This window comes from Streptomyces sp. WAC 06738 (assembly GCF_003945505.1).
In the GTDB taxonomy this organism is placed as follows: Bacteria; Actinomycetota; Actinomycetes; order Streptomycetales; family Streptomycetaceae; genus Streptomyces.
In genome coordinates this window covers 3089630-3116184 of the sequence record NZ_CP029618.1, presented here as the reverse complement: position 1 = coordinate 3116184, position 26555 = coordinate 3089630, and the positions used below count along the sequence as shown (strand labels likewise).

At 72.1% G+C, this 26555-nt stretch carries 21 protein-coding genes; 16 read left to right on the top strand and 5 right to left on the bottom strand.

Translation table 11 applies throughout. The features are described from left to right. Position 1 precedes the first annotated feature (1 nt). The 6 genes from DMB38_RS13235 to DMB38_RS13210 are packed head-to-tail and all read left to right on the top strand — an operon-like array spanning position 2 to position 11381. Positions 2 to 1327: a baseplate J/gp47 family protein gene (locus DMB38_RS13235; protein ID WP_125935359.1), complete on the top strand. Its 1326-nt coding sequence runs from the start codon at positions 2 to 4 to the stop codon at positions 1325 to 1327. Beyond that, positions 1327 to 3585: a hypothetical protein gene (locus DMB38_RS13230; RefSeq protein ID WP_125935358.1), complete on the top strand. Its 2259-nt coding sequence runs from the start codon at positions 1327 to 1329 to the stop codon at positions 3583 to 3585. Before DMB38_RS13235 ends, DMB38_RS13230 begins: the two co-directional genes overlap by 1 nt. Further along, on the top strand, positions 3582 to 4190 hold the full coding sequence (locus tag DMB38_RS13225) for a hypothetical protein (protein WP_125935357.1): 609 nt from the start codon (positions 3582 to 3584) through the stop codon (positions 4188 to 4190). Before DMB38_RS13230 ends, DMB38_RS13225 begins: the two co-directional genes overlap by 4 nt. A 16-nt stretch (positions 4191 to 4206) precedes the next feature. Then, positions 4207 to 5286, top strand: coding sequence for a hypothetical protein (locus DMB38_RS13220; protein WP_125935356.1), 1080 nt, complete (start codon positions 4207 to 4209; stop codon positions 5284 to 5286). A 15-nt stretch (positions 5287 to 5301) separates the two neighbouring features. Next, a complete protein-coding gene (locus DMB38_RS13215; RefSeq protein WP_125935355.1) occupies positions 5302 to 9006 on the top strand; it encodes a hypothetical protein in 3705 nt (1234 codons plus the stop codon). After that, positions 9003 to 11381 (top strand): hypothetical protein, encoded by a 2379-nt coding sequence (locus tag DMB38_RS13210; RefSeq protein ID WP_125935354.1) that lies wholly within the window; start codon positions 9003 to 9005, stop codon positions 11379 to 11381. Before DMB38_RS13215 ends, DMB38_RS13210 begins: the two co-directional genes overlap by 4 nt. Positions 11382 to 11519: 138 nt before the next feature. Here the strand turns inward: DMB38_RS13210 and DMB38_RS13205 are convergent, their stop codons facing one another. Together DMB38_RS13205 and DMB38_RS13200 are read right to left on the bottom strand one after the other, a co-directional pair. Continuing rightward, positions 11520 to 12296 (bottom strand): IclR family transcriptional regulator, encoded by a 777-nt coding sequence (locus DMB38_RS13205; RefSeq protein ID WP_276314991.1) that lies wholly within the window; start codon positions 12294 to 12296, stop codon positions 11520 to 11522. A 103-nt stretch (positions 12297 to 12399) separates the two neighbouring features. Beyond that, complete coding sequence (locus DMB38_RS13200; RefSeq protein WP_240662169.1) at positions 12400 to 13209, bottom strand: nucleoside phosphorylase; 810 nt, start codon at positions 13207 to 13209, stop codon at positions 12400 to 12402. 415 nt (positions 13210 to 13624) lie between these two features. Here DMB38_RS13200 and DMB38_RS13195 point away from each other — a divergent pair, with 415 nt between their 5' ends. From DMB38_RS13195 to DMB38_RS13150, 10 genes are all read left to right on the top strand, one after another. Continuing rightward, positions 13625 to 14374 carry an ABC transporter ATP-binding protein gene (locus tag DMB38_RS13195; protein ID WP_125935353.1) on the top strand — a complete coding sequence of 250 codons (750 nt, stop codon included), beginning with the start codon at positions 13625 to 13627 and terminating at the stop codon, positions 14372 to 14374. After that, the gene (locus DMB38_RS13190) at positions 14371 to 15210 is read left to right on the top strand and encodes an ABC transporter permease (protein ID WP_125935352.1); all 840 of its coding nucleotides are present in this window, start codon (positions 14371 to 14373) and stop codon (positions 15208 to 15210) included. Before DMB38_RS13195 ends, DMB38_RS13190 begins: the two co-directional genes overlap by 4 nt. Before the next feature lie 33 nt (positions 15211 to 15243). After that, entirely contained in the window at positions 15244 to 16272 is a 1029-nt protein-coding gene (locus DMB38_RS13185) for an ABC transporter substrate-binding protein (protein ID WP_125935351.1), read from the top strand. Next, positions 16259 to 17053 carry an ABC transporter permease gene (locus DMB38_RS13180; protein ID WP_125935350.1) on the top strand — a complete coding sequence of 265 codons (795 nt, stop codon included), beginning with the start codon at positions 16259 to 16261 and terminating at the stop codon, positions 17051 to 17053. The genes DMB38_RS13185 and DMB38_RS13180 overlap by 14 nt, the downstream gene beginning before the upstream one ends. Positions 17054 to 17156: 103 nt before the next feature. Continuing rightward, positions 17157 to 18134, top strand: a complete 978-nt coding sequence (locus tag DMB38_RS13175; RefSeq protein WP_125935349.1) for a dihydroorotate dehydrogenase — start codon at positions 17157 to 17159, stop codon at positions 18132 to 18134. A gap of 84 nt (positions 18135 to 18218) precedes the next feature. Next, complete coding sequence (locus tag DMB38_RS13170) at positions 18219 to 18803, top strand: hypothetical protein (protein WP_125935348.1); 585 nt, start codon at positions 18219 to 18221, stop codon at positions 18801 to 18803. Further along, on the top strand, positions 18800 to 19282 hold the full coding sequence (locus DMB38_RS13165; protein WP_125935347.1) for a hypothetical protein: 483 nt from the start codon (positions 18800 to 18802) through the stop codon (positions 19280 to 19282). The genes DMB38_RS13170 and DMB38_RS13165 overlap by 4 nt, the downstream gene beginning before the upstream one ends. Next, positions 19279 to 20577 carry a Zn-dependent hydrolase gene (locus tag DMB38_RS13160; protein ID WP_125935346.1) on the top strand — a complete coding sequence of 433 codons (1299 nt, stop codon included), beginning with the start codon at positions 19279 to 19281 and terminating at the stop codon, positions 20575 to 20577. Before DMB38_RS13165 ends, DMB38_RS13160 begins: the two co-directional genes overlap by 4 nt. Next, a complete protein-coding gene (locus DMB38_RS13155; RefSeq protein ID WP_125935345.1) occupies positions 20574 to 21452 on the top strand; it encodes a dihydroorotate oxidase electron transfer subunit in 879 nt (292 codons plus the stop codon). The genes DMB38_RS13160 and DMB38_RS13155 overlap by 4 nt, the downstream gene beginning before the upstream one ends. Next, positions 21449 to 22825, top strand: a complete 1377-nt coding sequence (locus DMB38_RS13150) for a dihydroorotase (protein ID WP_125935344.1) — start codon at positions 21449 to 21451, stop codon at positions 22823 to 22825. Before DMB38_RS13155 ends, DMB38_RS13150 begins: the two co-directional genes overlap by 4 nt. A gap of 804 nt (positions 22826 to 23629) precedes the next feature. Here the strand turns inward: DMB38_RS13150 and DMB38_RS13145 are convergent. The 3 genes from DMB38_RS13145 to DMB38_RS13135 are packed head-to-tail and all read right to left on the bottom strand — an operon-like array spanning position 23630 to position 26350. After that, a complete protein-coding gene (locus DMB38_RS13145; protein ID WP_125935343.1) occupies positions 23630 to 24478 on the bottom strand; it encodes a MetQ/NlpA family ABC transporter substrate-binding protein in 849 nt (282 codons plus the stop codon). Next, on the bottom strand, positions 24471 to 25307 hold the full coding sequence (locus DMB38_RS13140) for a methionine ABC transporter permease (protein WP_125935342.1): 837 nt from the start codon (positions 25305 to 25307) through the stop codon (positions 24471 to 24473). The genes DMB38_RS13145 and DMB38_RS13140 overlap by 8 nt, the downstream gene beginning before the upstream one ends. Continuing rightward, a complete protein-coding gene (locus DMB38_RS13135; RefSeq protein WP_125935341.1) occupies positions 25304 to 26350 on the bottom strand; it encodes an ATP-binding cassette domain-containing protein in 1047 nt (348 codons plus the stop codon). The genes DMB38_RS13140 and DMB38_RS13135 overlap by 4 nt, the downstream gene beginning before the upstream one ends. Positions 26351 to 26555 lie beyond the last annotated feature (205 nt).

Below are 26555 nucleotides of genomic sequence, written 5' to 3'. Positions count from 1 at the left end.
CATGACGTACGGCGTGACGGACGAGGGATTCGTCCTCAAGGGAATCGACCAGCTTCTCGCCGAGAGCCGGGCGCGGGCCAAGACCGTCTTCGGCGACGACGTCGACCTCGGGCCCGCCGGGCCGCTCGGCAAGATCCTGGAGGTCGTCGCGGCGGAGGACTCCGAGCTGTGGAAACGGCTGGAGGACCTCTTCTACGCCCAGTTCCCGGCCACCGCGACCGGCGCCGCGCTCGACCTGCTCGGCGACGACGCCGGGCTGCCCCGCCGGGACGGCCGGCGGACCGGCCAGGTCGTCCTCACCCTGGGCAACGCGGCGCCGAACCGCCCCTACGTGGTCCCCGAGGGGACCCTGCTGCTCACCGCCGCACCGCCCGCCGGGTCCCCGCCCGCCCGGGCGTTCGCCACCGAACAGCCCGCCGTCCTCACCCTCGCCGCCCCGAAGGCGACCGTGAACGTGCGTGCGGTGGAGGCCGGCGAGGACGCCGTGGCGGCCGAGGCGATCACCCGGATTCATCCCGAGCACGCGCGCGAGTACCTGGCGGACTGGGACGGGGCGCTGCTCACGCTCTCCAACCCGGCGCCGTTCTCGGGGCCCCTGCCGCGCGAGGACGACGCCGCGTACCGGTCCCGGCTGATCGCCCTGCCCCACGCCCTGTGGACCACGGACAGCGTCAGACAGGCCGCGCTGCGCATCGAGGACGTCGTCGACGCGCGGGTGACGGATGAACTGGGCGGCCTGGACGTGTCGCAGGTCTTCTTCGACGGATTCGACTTCGGGGAGCGGGTGTTCAGCGCCGAACGGCGCATCGGCGAGCCCTACTTCGCCGAGGTCGCGGTGGCCCACCGGGGCCCGCGACCGTGGCTGTCGACCTCGGGACCGGATGCGGTCGTCGGGGTCCGTGACCTGGTGGCGGCGGCCGTCGAACGGGTCCGGCCCATCGGCGTGCACGTGAACGTGGTGGAGGCCGACCACATCGAGGTCGCGGTCCGGGCCGAGATCGTCGTCGACCCCCGGTTCGCCCCGGCGGCGGTGGAGACCGGCATCCGGGCCCGGCTCGCCCACGACATCGGCCGGCTGCGGCTCGGCGACGACGTCCTGTACGCCCGGGTGATGTGCGCGCTCGTGGCCGAGCCGGGCGTCACGGACGTACGCAACCTCCATCTGCGGCGCTGCCCGCCCGCGTTCGGCCGGTTCGGCTTCGGCACCGTCCCGTACCAGACGGAGGTCCTGGAAGCCGCCGTCGGCGAGAGCCTGGCCATGGGGCTGACCGAGATGGCGCTGTTCACCCGCGACTCGGACCTCACCGGCATCGAGGTGGTGACCTGATGGCTCCCTCGCCCGCCACCCGGGTCGTGCCGCCGCCGCTGGCCGGCACCGACATGGCACAGCGGCTCACCGCCCCCTTCGCCCGGGGCGCCGACCACCTGGATCTCGTCGTACGCGGCCGGACGGTCGAGCGGTACGACTTCTCGGTCCACGCGGCGGTGTTCGGGCACACCCCCGACCCGCTGTACGTCCTCCAGGCCAGGAAGGACATCGCCCCCGGTACGACCGTCACGTTCACCGTGCACCCGGGCGGGACTCCCGGCACGTTCGACGTGCTGCTGCCGGACGGACTGCTCGCCGGCACAACGGCGCCCCTGCCCCGGTTCACCGGCTGGCTGAGCGGCATCGAGACGACGGCCCCCGCCGGCGGGTCCGGCACGCCCGGCAACGAGGAGAAACGGTGGCGGCTGACGGCCCTGCTCGGCACGATGGGCAAGCTGCTGTGGGCCGTCGGCTGGGAACGGGACCATCTGCGCGCCCAGGCCCGGCGCACGTCCGCCGTCCGCTCGCCCCGGGCCCGGGAGGTCCGGGCGCGCGTCCTCGACCTGCACGGGGCGAGCCTCGGCGTGGACCGGTCGAGCGGCGAGAGCGACACGGCGTACCGCAGGCGCGTGGAACTCGCCCGCCGCTGGACGCTGCCGACACCGGCCGGCTTCGCCGCCGCGCTCAACGCGGGCGTCGGACCCATCGCCGGCACGGCCGAGCCCCTCCTCGTGGACGACACCAACGGCCCGCTGCGGCGCGGGCTGCTGCGGCTGCGGGTGGTGCCGGCCACGCTGCTCCCCGGCCAGTGGATCGACCCGCTGGGCCGCACCGGCACCGGCCCCGCCGTGCCGCTGCCGGAGGGCTACTTCGATCCGTACTACCTGGCGGATCTGACGGCCCTCCAGCCGCCGCTCGTGGACGTCGCGCCCCCGCGCCCCGGCCCGTACCCGCCGGGACAACCGCCGCCCGCTCCCGGCCGGGTCCAGCCGGCGGTGGTGGCGGCGCTGCGCCGGCTGGCCCCGCTGCTCACCGGCCGCGCCCGCGTGACCTCGGGGTTCGACCCGGAAGCGGCCGACGGGCGGGCAACGGGCCGGGCCGTGCTCCTCACCCATCCCACCACCGGCGCGGGCCGGCTTGCCGCGCTCGCCCACCGCGCCGGCTTCGACGTGGTCGCTCACCGGACCGACGGCACGGTCTACGCGGAGTGCGCGCCGGGCGAGCTGTTCGTGGTGAACGCCGGGCCGGGGGTGGTGACCCGGGGACAGCAGCTCACGCTGAGCGTGACGCCCGTTCCGCCGCCGGGTGCGACGGTCCGCTGGCGCACGGTCCACTGCGGCCCCGGCCGGGGCACCCTGGCCGGGGCCGCGGACGGGCCGGCGGCCGTCCTCACCGGGCAGGAGGCGGGCCGGGTCGTCGTCACGGCGGAGGTGCGCGACGGACCGCACACGCTGACCGCGTCCCGGGAGGTCACGGTCCTTCCGCAACCCCTCGCCGACGGCGCGGCTATCGGTGCGGACGGCACCGTCGGCCCCGCCGATCCCGCGGCCGGGGTGCCCCTCGACCCGGTGTTCCTGGCCCGCCACGACGACCCGGCGCACGTCGACTACGGCGCCGACCCGAACCACCACCGGATGCGGCGCGAGGTGGCACGGCTTCTCGACGGGCTCGTCGCCCTGCTGGGAGCCGGCGGCGTGACCGGCAAGCTGGTCGTCAAGGCGGCCTACGAACCGTCCGGCACCCCGCTCGCCAAGGAGGGCCGGGAACTGCTGCTGGCCCATCCGGGGCTCGCACCGGGCGCGTTGGCGGTCTGGGCGCACCGCGCGGGGTTCACGCGGGTCGGCGTGGCCGGTGCGGTGGTGACGGTGCGTCAGGACGTCGGCGACCTCCCGGTCCAGGTGGGCGCAACGGGGCTGACCGACGGTGTCCTGGAGGTCGGTGCGGTGGTGAAGCTGACCGTCTCGCCCGCCGAGCCGGATGTCGGCGCGCGAGGCGTGCTCGTCTGGTCGACCGGCGACGGCTCGACCTCCCTCCTGACCACCGCCCCCGCCGAGATGTCGGTACGGGGCGAACACCCGGGCCCCGCCTGGGTGCAGGCCGCCTACCGCCCGGCCACAGGGCCGGGCGCGTACCAGATGACCGTCCGGCTCCACCCCGACCTGGCCGGACACGTCCTCACCCGCTCGGAGCGGGGCCGCATCATGCACCTCCTCGCCCAACTGCGTCCGCTGGGCGTGGAGGTGGTCACCACGGAACTGACCGGAGGGTCGCCATGACCGACATCGCCTTCACGCCGACGTTCAAGCACACGCCCTGGGTGGACAACCGCGACCGGGTGTCCGCCAGCGGCCCGAACGGCTTCAACACCCGCTTCGACACGCTCCAGAAGGACCTGGAGAGCCTCTCGGGGGTGGTGAAGACCATCGACACGGCGATCAAGGCGACGGGACAGGTGCCCTCCGTGGAGCGGAAGCTGACGCTGGCTCCCGCCTTCGTCGCCGTACCGCCCAGCAAGCCGTGGTCCCTGGACCGGTTCGGTGCCGCGGTCCGCCCCTCGGCGGAGACGGATCTCACCGGCATGCTGACCATCGCCCCGCCGGACGGCGCCAAGCTGCTGAAGTTCCGCGCCGCCGGGAACAACACCGGCTCGGGCACCCTGCGCATCAGCCTCTTCCGCGCGCCGTTCGCCGACGCCTCGACGGTGCAGCTCGTGGCCCGGGTGTCGGGCGCCGGCGCCTACGACGCCACCCAGCCGGTCGACCCCACGATGGACCGGGTCGACATGAATGCCTTCCGCTACTTCGTCGTCGGCGCGCTGTCGGGCGCCGCCGTCACGGACACGGTCACGGTCACGAGCATCCAGCTCACCTACCTCACCTGAAAGCGAGCCTCATCCCATGGCAGAAAACCTCTATCTCGCCATCGACTTCGGACGCAACGGCGGCAGCGGGGAGGACAGGGGGACCGAGCGTCCGTGGAACCGGACGGACCCGCCCTTCTGGGCCAGTTCGAGCATCTGGGTGGACCCGGGAGGCACCGAGGCCCACACCGGCGAACCCACCGTGGTCAAGGTGCGGGTCTCCAACCGCAGCAACCAGACCGTCAAGGACGTGGCCGTCCAGGCATGGGCGTTCGTGCCACAGGTCGGAGTGATCAACACTCCGGGGAACGCCAAGGTGTCGTTCCGCAGCCCGACGCGAGACGTGGCGCCCGGCTCCGGCACCCTCAGCAACAGCGACCCCCACGTGTTCACCTGTCTTCCCGAGTGGACCCCCACTGAGGCAGACCTCCCCGCGGGTGAGACCGAGCTGCACATGTGCATCATGGCCAATGCGTTCCAGGACCCGGCCGTTGCCGACCCGCCGCCCCCGGGCGAGAAACTTGACGGCAAGGAATGGCCCAGTGGCGACGAGGTGCTGCCGAACGGCGACGGGCACGTGGGCCAGCGGAACATCACCCTGAAGAAAGTGCCCAGGGCCGCCGCCTCCGAGCCCGTGCACGTGCCGTACCACACGTACCCGCCGCAACCGCCGCCGCACGGCCCGTTCCTCCGCGAGTTCCTGGTCACCACCACGACCGTCACGCCGCGCGATGTCCTGGGGCCCGACGAGTACTTCGTCCTCGCTGGAGTCCCGGAGATCGGGGCACCCGAGCGGGGGAAGGAACAGGAGCAGGCGCAGCCCGAGCTGATGCTCAGGACCTCCTACGGCACGGAACCGGTCCGCCCCGGTGACGGTCGCCTGTCCTTCGAGCTCCAGGCCGAGGGTATCCCCGGGCTGGACAGGAACTTCGTGCCGCCGGAGTCACCGGCCCAGTCCGAGTACGGGGAGAAGGGCATCCCGAGCGAACTCCTCGTCACCCTCGAATCCGACCCCGTCGTCGGGAGCGTGCACAGCTTCGACGTCACCCTCAATGACGCCGAGGAGGGCACGGTCATCGGCGCCGGCCTGCGCGTCATGGTCCTGATCACCGAATAGCGCGGAGCGGCGGCCATGGGTGAGGTGCACGTCCGGGTGCCGATCCGGATCACCCTCGTCGGTGAGCCCGGGCCGGAGGAACTGGCCGCGGTGCGGCGGCAGCTCACCTCGTCCGTCGCTGCGCGGCTGGTCCGGGCCGAGCGGATGCTGCCCCGGTACGGGGCCGGTCCCGGCCCGGGCGCGGGCCCGGCCGGGGAGCGGTTCGACGGCGGGCGGGACGGGGGCGGCGGGTACGCGGTGCCGTCGTATGACGGTGGGGGCCGCCCGGCCCGCATCCCCGTGCGGGGCAGGGCACCGGCCCAGCCGTGGACCGTCGTGCGCACGGTGCGGACGCGGATGGCCGTCGACCGGTTCCTCGCCTTCGTCGCCGAGACCCTGGGCCATCCGCTGCCGTTCGCGGTGCTCTACGAGGCGCAGGCGGGCGTCGAGTTCCCGCTGGAGGTCTCGCTCGTACGGGTCGACGCCCCAGCCCTGCCGGCGGACCTGGGCGAGGCGCTGCTCCGTACGGCGGCGGGCGCCGCACGGCCGGCGCCGGGGGTAGCGCAGGCCGCCCCGGCGCGTACCGAGCCCGCCTGGGTGCTGACCGCCTCGTCCGCCGCGCTGCGCGCCCTGCACGCGCTCGACCGGGGCGGCCCCGTCCCCGCCCGCATCCCGGCGCTGCAGTCCGGCCACGTCCTGTTCGCGTCCATGGCGCTGCCGAGGATCGACGTCAAAGACGTCGCCGCCCTCGGCCCGGGCCTCGGCTTCACCGTGCCCGTGCGCGAGGCCGGGTTCTGCGTCGACCCGGTCCACTTCCAGCAGCGCACGGGCGTGGCCTGGGACCGGTACGCGCAGGAGTTCGGCGCGGAGGAGATCACGGTGTGGCTCCAGCCCGCCGTGGTCCGCCCGTCCTTTGGCCCGGCGCGCGGCGCCGACGGCCGGGTCCGGGAGGACGTCATGTTCGAGCTTCTCGACCGGCACGCGAGCGGCGGCGGCGCCCAGCACCGGGACCCCACCGCGCGGCTGTTCACCCAGGAGGGAGAGGGCTTCCCGGGGCTGCCCGACGCGGTGCGGCGGCGCGCGGAGTGGCCGGACGAGCCGGGGACCCGGGTCCTGTTCGCCCGTGCCCACCCCGACCTGGCGCCCGAGCGGCTCGACGCCGCGTACTTCCGGCCGGTGGCCCGGCAACTCGTCCGGCAGTTCCTGGACCGGCTCCGCGCGAAGGGCGACGCGGGCCGGGCCGTGGACGCGCTGCTTGACGAGGTGGTGGCGCCCCAGCACCGGGGGCGGCCCGGCAGCCTCTTCGGCCATGTCCTGGCCGAACTGGAGCGGGAGGGCGCCCTCGACGAGGTCTTCGACGCCCTGGAGGGCACGGGCCGGTTCGCGCTGCGGGCCGAGTGGCTGCGGAACTGCAGCGTCACCCCGTACGCCCGCCACCCCCGGGTCCAGCGGCTGCGCACGGCGCTCGCGGCGGAGCGGACCACGACGGCCGCGCACGGCTACGTCCCGGGCGGCGAGGGGCAGGGCGCGATCCTGCTCGAACACCAGGAGCGCAAGAAGGTGGTCGCCGGCCACGTGCTCGCCGAAGGCGACGGGATCTACTCCCGGCGGGTGCCCGGGATGCGGCCCAAGTCCGGTAAGGCGGAGGCGTTCCGCGGGAATCTGCTGCGGGAGCGGCACCGGCTGGCCGAGGAGATCCTCACCGGGCGCGACACGGGCGTGTACGACGCGAAGGAGTTCTCCGCCACCGCCCTGGCCCGGGCGGCGAAGGCGGCGGGGCTCACGGAGGACGACTTCGAGAAGATCGTCGTCGAGTACACGATCCGGCTCCTCGACGTGATCGCGGCGGAGCGGGATGGGCTGCCCTCGTACGACGTGCGGTTCGAGATCGTCTCGCGGACGGCTGGCAGCGGCGAGGAGTGGCAGAGCAGAGCGGGGCCGCTGGTCGAGCCGTTCGGCGAGTTCGAGGCGCGCCTCGTGCAGTGGGGGGCGCTGCGCTCCGGCGAGGCGATCCAGGTGGTGAACCTGATCGTGGTCGGCACCGGCGCGCTGGTCGTGGGCTGGTCGGTCGGGATCGTCGGCATCCTGATCCAGTTGGGCGGCGGTCTGAAAACGGTCGCGAGCAGCATCCTGCTCTCGGAGGTGATCTACGCCCTGAAGATCGTATTCGGTGACGAGCACCTGACGGCCGAAGGATTCGCGATGGCGGCGGTCGAGGGCTATCTCAACGCCGTGGGCTTCCGCTTCGGCTCGGGGCTGGGCGGCTGGGCTGGCAAGCTCGGCACCCGCGCGCTGCGCAGCGCGAAGGCCGGCGAGGTGGCGTCGAAGCTGGTCACGGGCTCCGTGTCCGGTGCGTCCGCGGCCGCGCTCGATCAGTTCGCCCGCGATCTGGTCGACGTCACCCTGCACGACGGCGCCGGCTCCGACACCGAGACCTACGTCCGGGGCATGGGGATCGGCGCGGCCTTCGGGGTCTTCTTCTCCTTCGTCGGAGACCCCGCCCTGCACGCCGCCTACCAGGCGGTCACCAAGCGGCTCGGTCCCACGGTGGCGAAGGTGGCGATCGTCGCGCAGCTCTTCGCCGCCGAGGGGGTGACGGCCCGGCAGTGGGGGACCGCCACGGCGACGGGGCAGCAGCGGATGGAGCAGACACTCGCCGGGACGCTGCGCGAGACGGAGGCGGCGGCCTGGGCGAAGTCGTTGGGGCTGCGCATGGACGAGGTGGGCGAGGAGCTGGCCCGGATCGCCCCCGGGCGCGGCGGCGCGCCGGAGACGGGCGCCAAGGCGGCCGGGCCGCGGGCCGGGGCGCGGCCCGTCGATCCGCACGCGGCGCAGTCGCCGGCGCCGCCCGGGACGCCGTCTCCCGCTCTGCCGCCGGGGCAGCCCGGCACGCCGAAGCCGGTGCTGCCGCGCCCCGGCCCGCCGCTGCGCTGGCTGACCCGGAAGGAACTGGAGGACGCCGCCAGGGGCGGCGACCGGGAGGCCATGCAGGATCTGAACTGGTACGAGACCGCCTCGTACGAGCAACTGCGGGCGCGCGAGGCCGTGGACCCCGTGGCCCGGCAGATCATCGACTCGCGCTACGGCGGTGTGCGGCGCCCGTACGCCCCCGACCTGAAGACGTCCTCGCCGGCCATGCAGGCCCGGCTGGCCCGGGACCTGGTCGAGGTACGGAGGCAGGTCGAGGCGGAGCGCGCCCAACTGCCCCCGGACGACCCGCGGAACGTGCCGCGCAAGGAGCCGCGCGGCTGGCAGAGCAAGCGCACCTGGGGGAGCGGGGACGAACCGGAGCTGGTCCCGCCGACCGCCAAGGCGGCGGCCGGCTACCAGGGGACGATCGCCGTCGCCCGCTCGGACGTCCCCGCCCTGGCTGCGCAGCGCTTCGACGGGGGCTCCTACCTGGCGCTCGGTGAGTACAGCCGGACACACGAGATCCGGCCCGGTGCGAAGGTCACGAACATCAAGGCGCACGGCCACGCCGAGCAGGCGCTGGGCCAGCAGCTCAGCGACCGTATGAAGACCCTCACCCCCGCCGAGCTGGCGGGTGCCCGCGGTCGCACGGTCTGGATCCGGGTCGACCAGGAGGTGTGCTCGGCCTGCGCCGCCGGGATCGTGCGGCGGGTGACGGATGCGGGGGTGCTCCGCAAACTCAGCGAGGTCCACCCGGACATCGTCTTCGAGATCACCGCCGACGACACCAGCAAGGTGTACCGGCTGGTCGGCGGGAGGTTGATCGAATGACGCCGGAGCGGCACCACCACCTGCCCGAGCCGCCGCCCCGCCCCGAAGGGCTCTCCCCCGAGGCCGCGCGGCAACTGGAGCAGGTGGTGCGCGAGGCGGTGGTGGCGGCGATCCGGCTCGCCACCCCGGACGGAGGCGGCGCACGGGTCGTCACCGGGCCCCCGCGCGAGCCGTACGCACCGGACCGGGCCGGGCCGGAGGGCTACCAGGTGCCCGGCTTCGACGGCGAGGGCCGCCCGGTCGCCCTGCCGGTGCGAGGCACGAGTACGGGCGTGCGCACCGGCGGGCGGGCGGGATGGCCGGTGGGCGGGCTGGGGCCGGGGAGCCGGTCCGGCTCCGGGGCGCTGAACCTGGGCGGGCGCGCGGGGCGGCAGCGGCCCGACCCGTCGGCCGTCGGGAGCGCCGCCTCGATGGCCGCGCTCGCGGCCGTACGGGACCGGATGGGCCCCGACTTCCGCGCCGCGCCGCTCGGCCGGATCACCGTCAACACCCTGTACTTCGGCGAGACTTCGGCACACCTGATGCCGGCGGCCGGCGGCGGTGCCCCGCCGGGGCCCGCGACGGTGTCGGCCCGGCTGGGTCCCGGGACGTTCTATCTGCAGCCGGTGCCTCGCGAACGGCTCGGCATCCTGGCGGTCACCGCCCCCGGCGCCGCGTACGCCGTCCAGCGGGTCGCGGCGGACGGAGGCCGGCAGGACACGGGCACCCTCGTCCTCACCCGGGACGTCGAGCCGGTGCGGGCAGGGATCGTCGCGTACACGACGGACATCGGCGCGGCCCCGCCCCCCGCCCCCGCCCCCGCCGGGCGGAAGCCGGGAGACCCGAAGCAGGCGGTGGCCCTGATCGTCGCCGCGCTCCCGCATCTGGGCCCGACGGCTCCGGCGAGCGTCGCGACGGGGCTGCTCACGGCGTACCTGCGCGATCTCGACCACGACGGGCTCATGGCGGCCCTGGAGGAGCTGCGCCGGCTCGGCCATCTCGGCACGGTGCTCGCCTGGGCCCGGGCGCGCGAGTTCCGCCGCTTCCTGAGCGAGCGCGGTGTGCCGCGGGCGTACGTCCTGAAGCACTCCGTGCTGGACGCCGCCGACGTCGCCGCGCTCGTCGGCGGGATCGTGTGGGGTGCCGGCGAGAGCTACTACCAGATCGTCGAGATCATCGGCATTCTCGCGGGCTCCGCCGCCTCGGAGCGGCTCGCGCAGGAACGGCACCAGCTCTGGCAGGGAATCGTGCTCTTCGTCGAGAATCCGCTGGTCACCGGCGTGTTGGGGGTGAGCTTGCTCGTCGCCACGATGATGGAGAAGTTCGAGGAGCGGGAGTTCTTCGACCTCGGCCGGATCGTCGGGCAGATCGTGGTCTTCGTGTGGACCACGTGGCAGGCTCTGAAGTCGCTGCCGGCCGTCGCCCGGCGGGTGGTGCAGGTGAGCGTCACTGTGACCCGGATCGGGGTGGCCGCCCTGGAGGAGATCGGGCTGAGCTTCTTCAAGGTCCTGCGGTTCACCGTATCCAGGAAGCGGGTCTTGAACGCGCCGGGCGGGATCACCCTCATGGCGGTCGGTGAGGACATCGCCATCTCCAGTCCCAAGGTCAAGGGCACCTCCTCGCTGGCCAGGGACGAGATCGTCAAGGCTCTCGGGACGGACAAGGCGCCGCTGACCGACGCCGAACTCGACGAGGTCTTCCGGATGCTGACCGACGCCGAGAAGAAGGCGGCGACGGCCCCCGAGCCGGAAGCCGGCGCCGCGGCGGCGGCCGGTGCCACCACGGTGACGCCGCAGAACCTGGAACCCCTCGTGGTCCAGGCCCTCACCAAGGTCGAGGGCATGCCGGGCAGTGCGGCCTTCTCTCCGCGGGTGCGGGGCACGCACATGCACAAGGCGCTCAGCGATCTGGTCAAGGAGAGGTTTCCGGCCGCCGTCTTCGAGGTCTTCAGCGAGCAGCCGCTGCGGACGTTCACGAAGCTCCCCCGGTCGCTCCTGGACACGCCCATCGAGACCTTCGTGGCCAACACCCCGGAGGTGGCCGACTACGCGAGCAACCTGAAGTCCCTGTTCCGGTCGAAGGAGTCGGGGGCCGTCCGGCTGCTCGGCGACCTGGAGCCGGATCTCGTCACGCGCGGGCCGAACGGACTGATCGTCTGGGACCTCGTCCCCGTCCAGCGCCAGGACCATCTCGCCAAGACCCTGCTCTACCGGGCGATCCTCCGCCGGGGCGGCGAGTCCGTCGAGGCGGCCGAGGTCTACTACAGCCACTTCGGGAAGTCCGCCGAGGAGATCGGGAAACTCCCCGCCTACCAATCGGCCGTCCGCAGGGCGGCGAAGCAGCGTGCCATCGCCAAGGCCATCGCGGAGAGCCACGGCCTGGGCCGATCGCAGTGAGGCGGGGGTAGGGAACGCGCGGGGCCGGAGCGGGGGAGGCGGGGCGAAACGAGATCACCAACCGTGCGTTCCGCCGGGGAGACGCAGGGTTGGCTGCCGGGTACGGTCTGTCCCCGCCGCGAAGGGTGGTTGCCGGTGCTATCCGGCGGGTTCGGGTGAGGAGCGATGCGGGGCGGGAAAGGCGGCGCCGGCGTAGCCCTGTTCCATCGAGAGTGCGCGGGCGGCCCGCAATGCGGTCTCGGTGGCGCGGGTGCGGGCCAGCGGGTCCCGCATGCGCTGGCCCGCGGCAGCGAGGGTGATGCTGGACGTGGCCTGGCCGGTGGACCTGAACACGGGGGCGGACACTGCCCAGACGTCGTCGTCCAGTTCGTTCTCGCACACGTCGAAGCCCTGCAGCCGAACCTGGGCGAGATGGGCGGTCACCTGCTCCTCCGTGTGCGGGGTGTCTGCGGTGTAGGCCGTCAGCTCCTGTGCCCGCAGCACCATGGCGACGGTCTCGGGTGTCTGGTACGCGAGGATGCTGCGTGCCGAGGCTGCCGCGTGCGGTGGCATGACCTGGCCCACCCGGACGAAGAGGCGGAGCGGGTGCACGCCCTCGACCAGGGCCACGCAGAGCAGGCGGGTGCCGGTGAGTTCGGTGAGGAACACGGTCTCGCCGCATTCCCTGGCGGCGTCTTGCATGGGGCGCGGCGGGCTCACCGCCGTACCCTGGGAGGCGATGGCGATCGTGGACAACTCGGTGAAGGCCGGTCCGAGGAAGTAGCGGCGGTTGCTGGGGGAGCGGGTGACGTAGCGTTCTTCGACGAGCGCGGCCATCACCCGGTGCAGGCTGCCTATCGGGATGCCCAGCTCTTCGTGTAGCTGTTGCAACGACATACCGCGCACGTGGGCCGCGATGACTCGCAGGACGCGCAGCGCTCTGGTGTAACTGTCGGTACTCAGCGGTCTGTCCGTTCGTCGAGCCTCAAGGACTGCCGGGCGGGGACAGTGGGATCGTACTGATGCGCTGTCAACCTGTTCACGTCGTGACCGCGGTGCCCGCCTGGGGGGAGTCGTCGTCCGAGAGTAGCGCCGCGGCGCGCACCGCCACCCGCAGCATGGCGAGTTGGGCGGGACGGTAGTCCTCCAGCCAGTCGTCGGTGGCGCGGTTGGCGTGCGCGACCAGAACGGCGCCTGCTCGTACGCCGAGGGCACCGGCCACGGCCAGCACCGTCTCGGTCTCCATCTCCAGTCCGTCGACGCCCAGTCCGCGCAGGACGGCCATCCTCGCGGCCGCGCGTTCTTCGTGTCCGGGAAGCGGTCGTCCCTGCCCGAGGTAGTACGAGTCGACCGTGGCCAGGGTGATCTCGGTGAGCGGTTCGTCCAGGTCGCGTGCCGCACGCCGGAGGGCGGTCAGGACGGCCGGATGGGCCGCTGGTCCGGCCGTGTCCGCGGGATAGTACGAGGCGGCGCCGCTGCCCGGCACCGCCCGGGTGGCCGCGCAGACGGTGCCGGGGGCTATGCGGCTGGTCAGGGCGGCCATGCCGCCGGTGCGCAGCACGCTCCTGACTCCGAGCCGGGCGAGTTCGACGACGGCGATCTCGGTGGAAGGGCCGCCGATGCCGGTCGAGCAGACCGCGATGCGCCGACCGCCGGGTGCGCGGCCGGTACCGATCCTGAACTCCCGGTTCTGGCCGAGGACGTGGAAGTCGTCGAGCACCTCGGCGGCCAGGTCGACTCGCGCGGGGTCTCCCGGGAGCAGACAGACCGGTGGGAGGGCTTCTGCGGCGCCGACCGGGAGATGGGGCGGTGCCCCCCTGTGCCATGGATCCTGCGCGCTTCTCGCCATCGGCGACAACCTCCGTATGAGTCCTCAGCTTCCATATATGGAAGCGATGAGTCGCGGGTGCGTAACTTTTTGGCCATCCAGGTTGCGGCTCGCGCAGCCGTCCGTGCCGCGAGAGATCGAGTTCACGTCACGGTATACACCGAATTGCCGACCAGATCTAGGGCTTGACTGTGGCCGAGAAAGAGTCCAACCTCTGAACAACATTCGTGGAGGCATATTTTCCAGATACGGAAGTTGTGGTGCGATGCCGTGCCGGTGGTCCGGAACGACCCCGCTGAGCTCCGTACGGACACCGAGCCGCCGTGACTATTGAGGAGATCTTCATGCCACACCGCTCCATACACGCCGATCACGGGCGTCACCGTGGCGCGCGCGCCCCGGGCCCGGGACGCGCGACTTCGGGAGTGAGGTCCGCATGAACCCCCTTCTGTCGGTGCGAGACGTCCACAAGGCCTACACCGCTGCCAAGCGCTCGAAGGTGGTGGCTCTGGAGGACGTCGACCTGGATGTGGGCGAGGGCGAGATCGTCGCGCTCATCGGCCCCTCGGGGTGCGGCAAGTCGACTCTGCTGAGGATGATGGCCGGCCTGGACACGGACTTCGATGGAGACCTGACCTGGAGCGTCCAACCGCGTCCGGGCAAGGACATCGGCTTCGTCTTCCAGGAGCCCGCGCTGCTTCCGTGGCGCACCGTGAGGCGCAACGTCTCCCTGGGGCTGGAGGCGCAGCGCGACACCTCGCAGCAGGGGCGCGATCGGGTGTCGGAGCTGCTCGACCTGGTCGGTCTCACCGACTTCGCCGAGTCGTTCCCCAAGGAGCTGTCCGGGGGGATGCGCCAGCGCACCGCCATCGCCCGGGCGTTGGCCTACAGCCCCCGGATCCTCCTCATGGACGAGCCCTTCGGGGCGCTGGACGCGATCACCAGGGACCGGCTCCACGACGACCTGTTGCGTATCTGGGAATCGACCCACAAGACCATCGTGCTGGTCACCCACAGTGTCGAGGAGGCCACCTACCTCGCCGACCGCGTGGCCGTGATGTCGGCACGGCCGGGGCGTATCAAGGCCGTGCACACCGTGCCTCTGGGGCGTGAGCGCACCCCCGAGACGAGGCAGCACCCCGAATTCGCGAAGTTCGCCGGCATGCTCCGTCGGGAGCTGGTGTGAGCAAGGACACACTCACGCGCCGGGGCCGCCCCGAGCGAGCCGTGAAGCGTCCCGCCGCGTCCGGCCTCCGCGACAGCGCCGCCCTCACCAGGGTCGTACGCGTCCTGACACCCCTCGCCTACGTGGCAGCCGTGCTGGCCGCCTGGAGCGCCTATGTCGCGCTGGCCGACGTACCGTCCTATCTGCTGCCCGCTCCCGGCGAGGTGCTGGACGGGGGGCTGAACCTGGTACGGGACGGCACGCTGTGGCCCCACCTCACTTACACCCTGCGCAACATCGTGCTGGGCTTCGTCGGCGGGTCACTGATCGGGATCGCCCTGGGCTGGGTCCTGTGGGCCTCCCGCACCGTCCGGGAGATCCTCGCGCCCTACATGGTGCTGCTCCAGGCGGCTCCCAAGATCGCCGTCGCACCGCTGCTGGTGCTGTGGTTCGGGCTCAGCACGACGTCGCAGTACGGGCTCATCCTGCTGCTGGTCTTCTTCCCGATGGCCATGGCCACGATGCTCGGGCTGAAGGATGTGCCCGCGGACATCAGCTCATTGGGCCGGCTGCTGCACCTGTCCCGGTGGCAGTACCTGCGGAAGATCCAGCTCCCCGCGGCCCTGCCGGCGCTGCTGGCAGGTGCCAAGATCGCCGTCATCGACGCGATGACCGGCGCGTTCCTGGCGGAGTACCTCGCCTCCGAACGCGGCCTGGGCTACCTCATGGTGCTCGGCAACACCTCTAGTGACACCCCCCTGCTGATAGCCGCAGTCCTCATCACCGTCGCGGTCGGACTCCTCGGTTTCGGCCTCGTCTCCCTGGCCGAACGCAGGCTCCTGCGCGGACGCCGCTGAGTTTTCACTCCCCCTTCGCCCTAAGGAAAGATCATGAACAGAAGGCCCCTGAAGCTGGTCGGTATCCCCGCCATCGTGGCCGCCGCCGCTCTTCTCGCCGCCTGTAGCCCCGGCTCCTCCGATTCGGCGAAGACGTCGTCCGACGGCAGCAAGAAGGTCACCATCCAGATCGACGGCGCCGCGGTGCCGTACTACGCCCCGCTGTACGCGGCCAAGGAGCAGGGCTACTTCGCCGACGCGGGCCTGGACGTCGAATTCACCTACGCCCAGGGCTCCGACATCGTGAAGAACGTGGCATCGGGCAACGTCGACTTCGGCTTCCCGAACGGCGACTCGGTCGTCACCGCGTACGGCAAGGGCATCAAGACCAAGGTCGTGCACACCACGTACCAGGAGGGCATCGGCGCCCTGCTGTCGCAGCCTTCGGCGAACATCGAGTCCCCGGCCGACCTGAAGGGCAAGACCGTGGCCGTCACCGACCTCGGCAGCCCGAACTACATCCAGCTCCAGGCGATGCTGGAGGACGCCGGACTGGAGGTGTCCGACGTGAAGGTCCGCACCCTGGGCACCGGCGTCATCGTGGACGCGCTGAAGAACGGTCAGGTCGACGCGATCGTCTTCTCGCGCCTGCGCTACTACGCGCTCCAGTCCGCCGGGGTCGAGGTGGACCAGATCCTCAGCGACAAGTACCTGCCCTCCTTCGGCAACGTGGTCATCGCCGGCGAGGACAAGGTGAAGGACGACCCGGACACGGTCAAGGCGTTCGACAAGGCGCTGAACAGCGGCATCGAGTACACGGTCAAGAACCCGCGCGCCGCGGTCGACATGTCGGTGAAGAAGTACGCCTCATCCTTCAAGGGCCAGGAGGACGAGATCACCACCATCGTCGAGGACCTCTTCGCCAAGAGCCTGTGGCAGTCGGACAACACCGAGAAGAACGGCCTGGGCTCCCCGGACCTCGTGCGCTGGCAGCAGGCCATCGACTCCCAGGAGCAGTTCGGACTCCTCGACGAGTCCTTCGACGCGGGTGATCTGGTGGTGAAGCCGAATGACCTCGGCTGAGACGGCCGCTCGCCCCGGCCGGACGGCCGACGCCGTCCGGCCGGTGCTGATCGGCACGTTGTCCCTGCTGGCCGGCGTCGCGCTCTGGTGGCTGGTCGCGGCAGCTTTCGGCATACCGGCCTACAAGCTGCCGAGCCCGGCCGCGGTAGCCGGTCACGCCTGGCAGCTGGCCGGGGACGACGTGCTCACGGTGCACATCCAGCAGACGCTGGCCGAGGTGGTCCAGGGTGTGCTGATCGGCGCGGTGGCAGGGATCGTCCTGGCGATCCTCTTCACCCGCTTGCCGCTTGCCGAACGACTGCTGATGCCCCTCGTCATCGTGGCGCAGGTGACCCCGAAGATCTCGATCGCCCCCTTGATCGTGCTCTGGCTGGGGCTCGGTGTCGGCTCCAAGATCGCCCTCGTGGCCCTGGTGTCGTTCTACCCCGTCATGATCAACATGGTGACGCGGCTACGGTCCGTGCCCAAGGGGGTCGACGACCTGGCCCGTCTGCTGCGCATCGGGCCGGTCGCCCGAGCCCTCAAGATCGACCTGCCGTACAGCCTGCCGGCCATCGCCGTGGGTCTGCGCCTGGGGGTTCTGCAGGCGGTGACGGCAGCGGTCATCGGCGAGTTCATCGGAGCGCAGTCAGGGCTCGGCTACCTGGAAAAGCAGGCCCAGGACAACGACGACATCAAGCTGGTGATCATCTGCCTCGGGCTGCTCTGCCTCATGGCATGGGTCATGTACGCCCTCGTCGGCTGGGTCGAGCGCAGGCTCACCGAACGATTCGGCGGCTGACACCCCGCGGCCCGCGATCCCCGCTCTGTCGTCCCGCACGCCGGCCGGCTCGGCGCCCTTCCGCCCACTCTCCCCCGATCTCCTGACGCAGAAGGCAGGCACCATGACGGAGGTTCAAGACCACGATCCCGCGACGTTCGACGACCGGGACCGGCATTTCGCGGACCACCCCGCGTTCCGGACCGACCTCGCGGTCTCGCTCGGCCCCCTGCGTCTGGCCAACCCCGTGATGCCCGCGTCGGGTTGCTTCGGCCCCGAACTCGCCGCTCTCCTGCCCGTACACGAGCTGGGCGCCGTGGTCACCAAGACCCTCTTCTCGCAACGGCGTTCCGGTAACCCCTCGCACCGGCTCACCGAGAGCGCGCAGGGCATGCTGAACAGCGTGGGAATCCCCAGCCCCGGCTCGGCGGAGTTCATCCGCACGGTGCTGCCCCGCTACCGGTCGTTCGGGGTACCCGTCGTGGTGAGTGTCGGGGGCCTCGCCCCGGATGAGTACCTGCGGATCACCGAGGAACTCGCCGACGCTCCCTGCGAGGCACTGGAGGTGAACGTCTCCTGCCCGAACCTCGAGCACGGCGGGCTCACCATCGGAACGGACGCGTCGACCGTGGAGCGTGTCGTCTCCGGCGTCGTGGCGCGTACCTCGCTGCCCGTCATCGTCAAACTGACCCCGAACGTGACATCGATCGGGGACATCGCGCGCGCCTCAGAACAGGCGGGCGCCACCGCCGTGACCGTCGCCAACACCTTCCCCGGCATGGCCATCGACCTGAACGGGCGGAGCGCGGTGCTGGGCAACGGGGTGGGAGGACTCTCCGGACCCGCCGTCCGGCCCATGGTGCTGCGCCTGGTGTGGCAGGCCGCCGCGGCCGTCGCCATACCCGTCGTCGGGTGCGGCGGCATCAGCACCGCGCGGGACGTCCTGGAGTTCGTCCTGGCCGGAGCCACCGCCGTGCAGATGGGTACCGCGACGTTCACCCGCCCGTACGCCATGACCCAGGTCTTGCGGGACCTTGAGGCCCTCTGCCGCGAACTCGGCATCACCCGTCTCGCCGACGAACGCGGCACCGTGCGGACCTGACTCTCCGGCACGGCCGGACCACACCCCCCGGCGACCCGCTGGCCTCGCACGGTCCCCGAAGACCGTCCCATCCACGGAGCCCACATGAACCTCGACCAAGTCCTCCACACGGCACCCGACACCCCCCGCGCCTTCCAGAGCGCCGGGCAACGAAGCGCCGAGTTGTACGCCGACATACTCGCGGTGGCGCCCATCGGCGACGGCCGGGTCGACATCGAAGCCGTCCAGTGCCGGCCGTCCATCCTGCGCCGCACCGCGGCGCTGCTGGCCGAGGTGCTCCCGCACGGGACCGACCGGTTGGTGTGCGCCACCCCCCAGGGCATCGCCACCACCACCGCCCTGGCCCTGCACACAGGGCTGCCGTTCGCGACGGTGACCGGTACCGGGGACGACGCCCGTCTGACCGGCGAGGCCCACGCGGGTGAACACACCGTCGTCGTCGTGCCGCTGACGGCCACGGCGCAGGACGCCGCGCCGCCGGTGCACGCCGCCCTGCAAGCGGGGATGCGGGTCTCCTCCGTACTGAGCGTGCTCGATCTCGGTGACGGCAGCGTGGTGGACACGCTCCGGGAGCGGTACGGAGTACGGTTCCATGCGCTCTTCCCCGCCACCCCCTCGCCGGCCCCGCCCAGGTCCGCGACCGACACGAAAGAGGAGGATCCCCGATGACCGAAAGCACCTCCGCGATCCTTTCCGGCGTCCGCGAACTCGGCGCGGACACCGACACCTACGGGCTCACCCTGAACACGCAGGTGTCCCCGGCCGCGACCGACCTCATCGGCCGCGCCCTCGCCGACGCCGTGCGACACCTGGAGCCGGACCGCATCTCGGTGTGGGAGAGCAGCGACGAAGCCGTGCTCGCCCACATCGTGGCTCTGGCGACGGACGCGACCGTCCTGCGGGTCACCGACGAGTCCGGAATCACCTCCGTCAGCCCGGCGATCACCCCCGGCGACCGAGTCGTACCGCTGGCGACGGCCTGGGAGCCGCAACCCCTCCAGGTGATGCTCGGCCTGCTGCGCGGCGCCGCCGCCGAAGTGACGGGGGTGGCCGCTGTCCTGCACACGCCGACGCTCGCAGCCGTGGATTCCCCACCCGTGGTGTCGCTGCTCTCCGAGGCGGAAGCCTCGTCGGCCGGTCTCCGATGACCGCACCGACGCTCGCCGCTCTCCGTCACGCCGACGCGGACCGGCTCCGAACGCACCTGGACACCTTCGCCGGAATGTCGGAGCCCGGCAGGGGCCCGGGCATCACCCGGCTGGCCTACACCCCGCTGGAGCGCCAGGCCCACGACGTCTTCGGGGCGCACATGCGTGCGCTCGGCCTGGACGTACGTACGGACACGGCCGGCAACACGCTCGCCGAACTGCCCGGCACGACCCCCGGGCTGCCGGGTCTGGGCACCGGCTCCCATCTCGACAGCGTGCCGGGCGCCGGCGCGTACGACGGCATAGCCGGTGTGGTCGCGGCGATGGAGGTGGCACGGCTGTTCGTCTCGGCGGGGATCCGGCTCACCCGGCCGGTCCGCTTCGTGGCGTTCGCCGCCGAGGAGGGAGCCCGCTTCGGACAGGCCTGCACGGGCAGCCGGATCGCCGCGGGCCTGACCGGCCCGGCCGACCTGAAGACCAAGCAGGACGCCGAGGGCGTATCGCTGGCGCAGGCCATGACAGCCGTCGGCCTCGACCCGAACGACACCGAGACGGCCCGCTGGCGCGGAGAGGACTGGGCCGCCTTCCTGGAACTCCACATCGAGCAGGGCTCCCTGCTGGAGTCCGAGTCCGTTCCCGTCGGACTCGTCGACCTGATCTCGGGCAGTACCCGGCTCCGCCTCGATCTCACCGGACGGGCCTCGCACACCGGGGGAACCCCGATGCGGATGAGGGCCGACGCGATGGCCGCGGCGGCGGAGATCATCCTGATGATCGAGACCCTCGCCAACGACAGCCGTCATCACGGCACCCGCGCGACCGTCGGACGCATGGATGTCTCCCCCGGGTCCCTCACCACGATCGCCGGGAGCACCGAGGTGTACGTCGACGTCCGGGACGTCGACAACGACCGGCAGCGGCTGACCGCGGCGGAGATCGTCGAAAGCGCACAGCACATCTGCTCCCGGCGCGGGATCGGGTGCGAATCCCGGCTGCTGGCCGACGCCTCTCCCGTCATCCTCCCCAGATGGCTCCGCGACACCGTCGCCGAGGCCGCGGCGGAGGCCGGGATCACGCACCGGGTGATGCCCAGCGGGGCCAGCCACGACGCACAGATGATCAACCGCGTGGTGCCCACCGGCATGATCTTCGTCCCCAGCCACAACGGCGGGGTCAGCCACAGTCCCGAGGAGCTGACCTTCCCGGCCGAACTCGCGGTCGGCACCGACATCCTGGCTTCGGGTCTCCTGCGGCTCGATGCCCGGCTGTCCGCACAGGAGGCCGCAGCCGCATGAACACCCTCGACACGGACGCCGTCATACCGGTCACGGACAGCGTGACACCGCTGCCCGGGTCCGGGACCGGCCGGCCCGCCGCGACCTGGCACCGCGCCCAGGTCCTCGCCTCCACGCCGCACGGACGAGGCCACCACTTCCTGCGCCTGGAAGCACCGAGTATCGCCCGGACGTGCCAGGCAGGACAGTTCGTGATGCTGACCGCCGCCCGGGACGAGGACACGGGTCCCGTCCTGCCCCGCCCCATGGCCGTATACGCCCGGAACCCGCAGGCCGGCACCATCGACATCCTTCTCGGAGTGGTCGGTGACGGCACCCGTCGCCTTGCCTCCTTCCGGCCGGGCGAGCGCATGCTGGTCGTAGGACCGCTGGGCCAGGGATTCCGGATCACCCGGGGAACGCGGCGCGTCCTTCTGGCCGGACGAGGCATCGGCACCTGTTCGCTGACCACCGTCGCCCAGGAATGCGCGGGCACCGAGGTCGAGATCGTCGCCGTGGCCAGCGGCAGAAGCGCGGACAGAGTCGTAGGGGCAGACGTCTACCGGGCCGCCGGTGTGACACGACTGCACGAAGTCACCGACGACACCGGCAGCAGCGAGGTGACCCGGCTCCGGGACATGCTGATCGCAGAGCTCGATCAGGCCCCTCCGCAGCAGATCATGACGTGCGGTTCGGAGCGGCTGGCCCGGCTCTGCGAGCAACTCGGCCGACGCTGGGCGGCCGACGTCCAGGTGTCGCTGGAAGCCCACATGGCCTGCGGCCTCGGCTACTGCCACGGCTGCGCCACCGGCACCAGAAGCGGCCCCGAGGAGTCCCCGCTCATCTGCGCGGACGGACCGGTCTTCCGCCTCGCCCACCCGGACACGGACAGGTGAACGGTCCTCGGGCCGCCGGCTCAGCGGGCACGACGATCCTGCGGGGGGTCCGCCCCCTCGGCGGCGCATCCCGGGACGTGACCGTACGGGGCGGCCGGATCGCCGCCGTGACGGCCCCGGGGAAGGGGGACGGCGCCGGCGCCGCGCACGTGACGGCAGCCGACTGCGACGGGCTGATCATGCTGCCGGCCCTGGTGGACCTCCATACCCACCTGCGCGAGCCCGGTGACACCGCCGCGGAGACCATCGCCAGCGGCACAAGGGCGGCAGCGCACGGCGGGTACTCCGACGTGCTCGCCATGGCCAATTGCGTGCCGGTGACCGACACCCCCGGGCGGGTACGGCACATCATCGAGCGGGCGACGCGAACGGCATCCTGCCGGGTGCACCCGGTGGGAGCCGTCACCGACGGGCTCGCCGGCCGCCGGCTCGCACCCCTCGACGCCATGGCGGCGGCCGGTGCCCTGATGTTCTCCGACGACGGCGTATGCGTCGACGACCCCGGGCTCCTGCTGCGGGCACTGGAGGCGGCCCGCCGCACCGGAACCCTCGTCGCCCAACATGCCCAGTGCCCCCGTCTCGTGCAGCGAGGCCAGGTCAACGCCGGCGCGGCGGCACAGGCCACAGCCCTGCCGCCCTGGCCGGCGACGGGCGAGGAAACGATCGTCGCGCGTGACGTGGTACTCGCCGGGGCGACCGGCGGACGCTTGCACATCTGTCACGTCTCCACGGCGGGGACCGTCGAAATCGTCAGGTGGGCCAAGTCGCGCGGCTGGCCCGTCACAGCCGAAGTGACCCCCCACCATCTGCTGCTCACCGATCTCATGACCCGCGAGGCCGACCCCCTGCACAAGGTGAACCCGCCCCTGCGCAGCGCCGAGGACGTGGCCGCGCTGCGCGCGGCGCTGCGTGACGGAACCATCGACGCCGTCGCCACCGACCACGCTCCGCACACCGCGTCGAGCAAGGACAACCACTGGTGCGAGGCGCCCTTCGGCATGCTGGGCCTGGAGACCGCGCTCCCCGTGGTCGCGGAGGCCCTGGGCGCCGGGGGCGACCCGGACTGGGGCCTCGTGGCCACGGTGATGTCCACACGTCCCGCCCGTATCGCGGGGCTCGCCGACGTGGCGGGCCGCCCGCCGGCCGCGGGGGAGCCCGCGACGTTCACCCTGGTGGACCCCCGGGCCGACTGGCGGGTGGACCGGACCGAGTCGGTCAGCGCGTCGGACAACACCCCGTTTCACGGCATGACGTTTCGCCATCGCGTCGTCGCCACCATGGTCGAGGGCCACGTCACCGCCGACATCGACCACAGACTGCCCTCCCCCACGGCCACGAACCACAGCCCACCGGCACCGGGGCGCACCGGCTGAGCGGCGACCGGGCCCGGCTCAGCGACGCGGCCGGCCCGGCGATGTGGAGACGGTCGCCGCGGCCTGTACTGACTACCACCGCAGCCCTTTCACAGGCAGTGGCCCCGGCTGCCGGGCCTCGTTCCTGCTCTCCCATGTTCTGGGTGCCCCCGGCAGGGCACGACACAGATGGGAACGGTCGTAGGCCCTGGTCACCGGGCGCACGGATCACCATCGAGTCCACCTTGCCCATCTGGGGCTCCAGCGTTGTTCGCAGACGGGCCGGGAGATCCCAGGCGTCGACCCGCGACCGTCCAATGGGACGCCGCCCGCGACCACTCGCCCTGCGACACCCGCCCGCCGCCTCGGGTGCCCCCGCGGCGCGAAGTCCGCCGCCCCCTCCCTCGCTGCCCGCCGCGCCGAGGAGATCGCCGCCCGCCTCGCCGACGGAGACAGCCCCACCACCGCGTAGATCATGGTCGACTACCAGGTCACCTAGCGATCCGCCCAGCGCCTTCTGGCCAGTGCCCGCAGGATGAGCGAGTCAGCCCGATGGTAGGCGGGTACCAGCAGGCGAGAAGCCGACGATCGGGAACCGGACGCAGCACTCCGAGCACACCCTTCAGCACACCCTGGAGCAGACCTACGCGTAGGCTTTCAGGGCTGCAGCGGCTCGTCGCGGGGAGCGAGCTCGATCCCGCCCGCGGCGATCAGGAGAATGCTCCCGCCAAGTCCCATGAGGCTGGCCTCCGTTCATGGCGATGCGTGCGTTGCTGCCGCGGCCGGGTACCCGCGCGGGAGCGGGCCGTGCACCTCCGCCGGGCGCTACGGCGCCTCGACGGGCAGCACCGATCCCTGGTACTCCTCCTCGATGAACGTCGTCACCTCGTCCGAGGCGAGGAGCTTAGCGAGCTTCTGCACCCTCGGGTCGTCCTCGTTGCCCTCCTTGACGGCCAGGAAGTTGGCGTACGGGTTGTCCTTGGCGGACTCCAGGACCAGCGCGTCCTCGGCCGGCTTCAGGTCGGCCTCAAGGGCGTAGTTGCCGTTGATCACTGCAGCGTCGACGTCCTCCAGGGAGCGCGGCAGCTGGGCCGCCTCCAGTTCCTTGAACGTGTAGTCCCCGGGGTTCTCCGCGATGTCGCCGGGAGTCGCCTCGTTGCCCACACCGTCCTTGAGCGTGATGATGCCGTTGGCGTCCAGCAGTTGCAGGGCCCGGGCCTCGTTCACGGTGTCGTTGGGTATGGCGATGGTGGCACCGCTCTCCAGGGCGTCGGCGTCCTCGACCGAGCTGGAGTACAGGCCGAGGGGCTCCAGGTGCACCGTGACGACCGGCACGATGGTGGTGTTGTTCTTCTTGTTGAAGTCGTCGAGATAGGGCTGGTTCTGGAAGTAGTTGGCGTCGACCGAGCCGTCCTGGGTGGCCGTGTTGGGCGCGACGTAGTCGGTGAACTCCTTGACCTCCAGGTCGAGACCCGCGCCCTGCGCCAGGTTGTCCTTGACGTAGGTGAGGATCTCGGCATGCGGTACCGGGCTGGCGGCGACGACGAGCGGGGCGCCGGCGCCGGACCCGCCGGAGTCCGAACCGGAGTCCGCGTCCTCCCCGCAGCCGGACAGCCCGAGGGTGAGGGCTCCGGCGGCGAGGGCGGCGACGGTGGTCTTGGCGAGGTTACGCACGAGGGATGTCCTTCTCACGAGAGTCCGACCCCGTCGCGGGTTGCTGACGGGGTTCGTTTCCGGAGGTCTTGGTGGGGGCCGAGGGGGCGGCGGGCGTGGTGGGGGCCGCCGGCCTGGGCGCGGGTACGGCCGTCCGCAGCAGCCTGAGCCGGGGGGCCGTGCCGGAGGAGCGCCGCCGCCGGTGCAGCGCCCGCGCCGTGACGTCGCCCGCGAACTGGATGGCGGAGATGACCACGGCCAGCACGGCCACGATGATCCACATCAGCTCGGTCTCGAAGCGCTGGTAGCCGTAGCGGACCGCGAGGTCGCCGAGACCGCCGGCGCCGACTGTGCCGGCCATGGCCGAGTAGCCGATGAGCGCGACGACCGTGGTCGTGGCGCCGGCGACGAGGGAGGGCAGCGCCTCCGGGATCAGCACCTTCCGTACGACGGTCCAGGTGGAGCCGCCCATGGACTGCACGGCCTCGACGAGCCCCCCGTCCACCTCCCTGACCGACGTCTCCACCAGCCGCGCGAAGAAGGGGATCGCGCCGATGGCGAGCGGCACGATGGCCGCCTCCCGGCCGATGCTGGTGCCGGTGACCCAGCGGGTGAAGGACATCAGCGCGACCATGAGGATGATGAACGGCATCGAGCGCGTGACGTTCACGATCTGCCCGATGAGCTTGTTCGCCGGGGAGTTCTGCGCCAGCCCGCCGCGCTCGGTGAGGACCAGCAGGACGCCGATCGGCAGGCCGCCGGCGAGGGCGATGAGGGTGGACCAGCCGACCATGTAGAGCGTGTCCCAGCAGGCCTGCTCCAGCAGCGGCCGCATCTCGGACCAGGTCATACGGCGCTCTCCTCCGCGGGGGCGGGCCCGTCGGCCGGCTCGCGGCCGGGCAGGCCGACGTGGACGCCCTGGTCGCGCAGGAAGCCGAGGGGCGGGGCGTTGTCCTCGACGCGGCCGGGCAGCTCGATGCGCATCCGGCCCGCCTGACGGCCGTCGGCGGTGTCGATCGTGGCGCTGAGGATCGTGACGTCGATGCCGTACGCGCGCGACAGCCGGCTGATCGTCGGCTGGACGGTCGTCCCCGCCCGGAAGGTGAGATCGACCAGGGTGCGGTCCGCGTCCGACGCCTCGCCGCTGACCGGGTAGAGCGCCTCGGCGAACGCCGAGCCCGGGGTGGCGAGCAGCTCGCCGACGGTGCCGGACTCGACGATTCGGCCCTCCTTCATCAGGGCGGCGGAGTCGCAGACGGCCTTGACCACGTCCATCTCGTGGGTGATGAGCAGCACGGTCAGGCCGAGTTGCCGGTTGAGGTCGCGCAGCAGCCGGAGGATGGAGCGCGTGGTCTCGGGGTCCAGGGAGCTGGTGGCCTCGTCGGAGAGCAGCACCTTGGGGTCGCCGGCCAGGGCCCGGGCGATGCCGACGCGCTGCTTCTGCCCGCCGGACAGGTGCGCGGGGTAGGCCTTCGCCTGGTCGGCCAGGCCGACGAGGTCCAGCAGGTCCAGGGCCTTGCGGGCGCGTTCGGTCCGGCCGGTGCCGAGGATCTCCAGCGGGAGTTCCACGTTCTGCCGCACGGTGCGCGAGGAGAGCAGGTTGAAGTGCTGGAAGACCATGCCGATACGGCTGCGTGCCTCGCGCAGCGCCTTCCTGGCCCGGGGCCCGCGGTCGGCCAGGGCGGTGAGGTCCTGGCCGTCGACCGTGACCGTGCCGGCGGTGGGCCGCTCCAGCAGGTTGACGCAGCGGATGAGCGAGGACTTCCCGGCGCCGCTCTGCCCGATGACGCCGTAGACCTCGCTCTCGGTGACGTGGAGGTCGACGCCGTCGAGGGCGGTGACCTCGCGGCCGTGCGAGTGGTAGACCTTGGTCAGTGCCGTTGTCGTGATCACAGGGGCTTCCGTCTGTGTGGAGCGCACGGCATCGTGCCGCCGGGCACGGGCCGGTACGGGGCAGGGTGTCGAGGACCGCCGCCACGGCCGTACGGGCGCGGTCCGCTGCCGCGGACGGGCGGGGGCCGGGGTGCGGGTGAGGTGGTGTTCCGGACGGGGAACGCGGAGCGGCGGATCCTCAGAGGTCGCGGAGGCGACACAGACA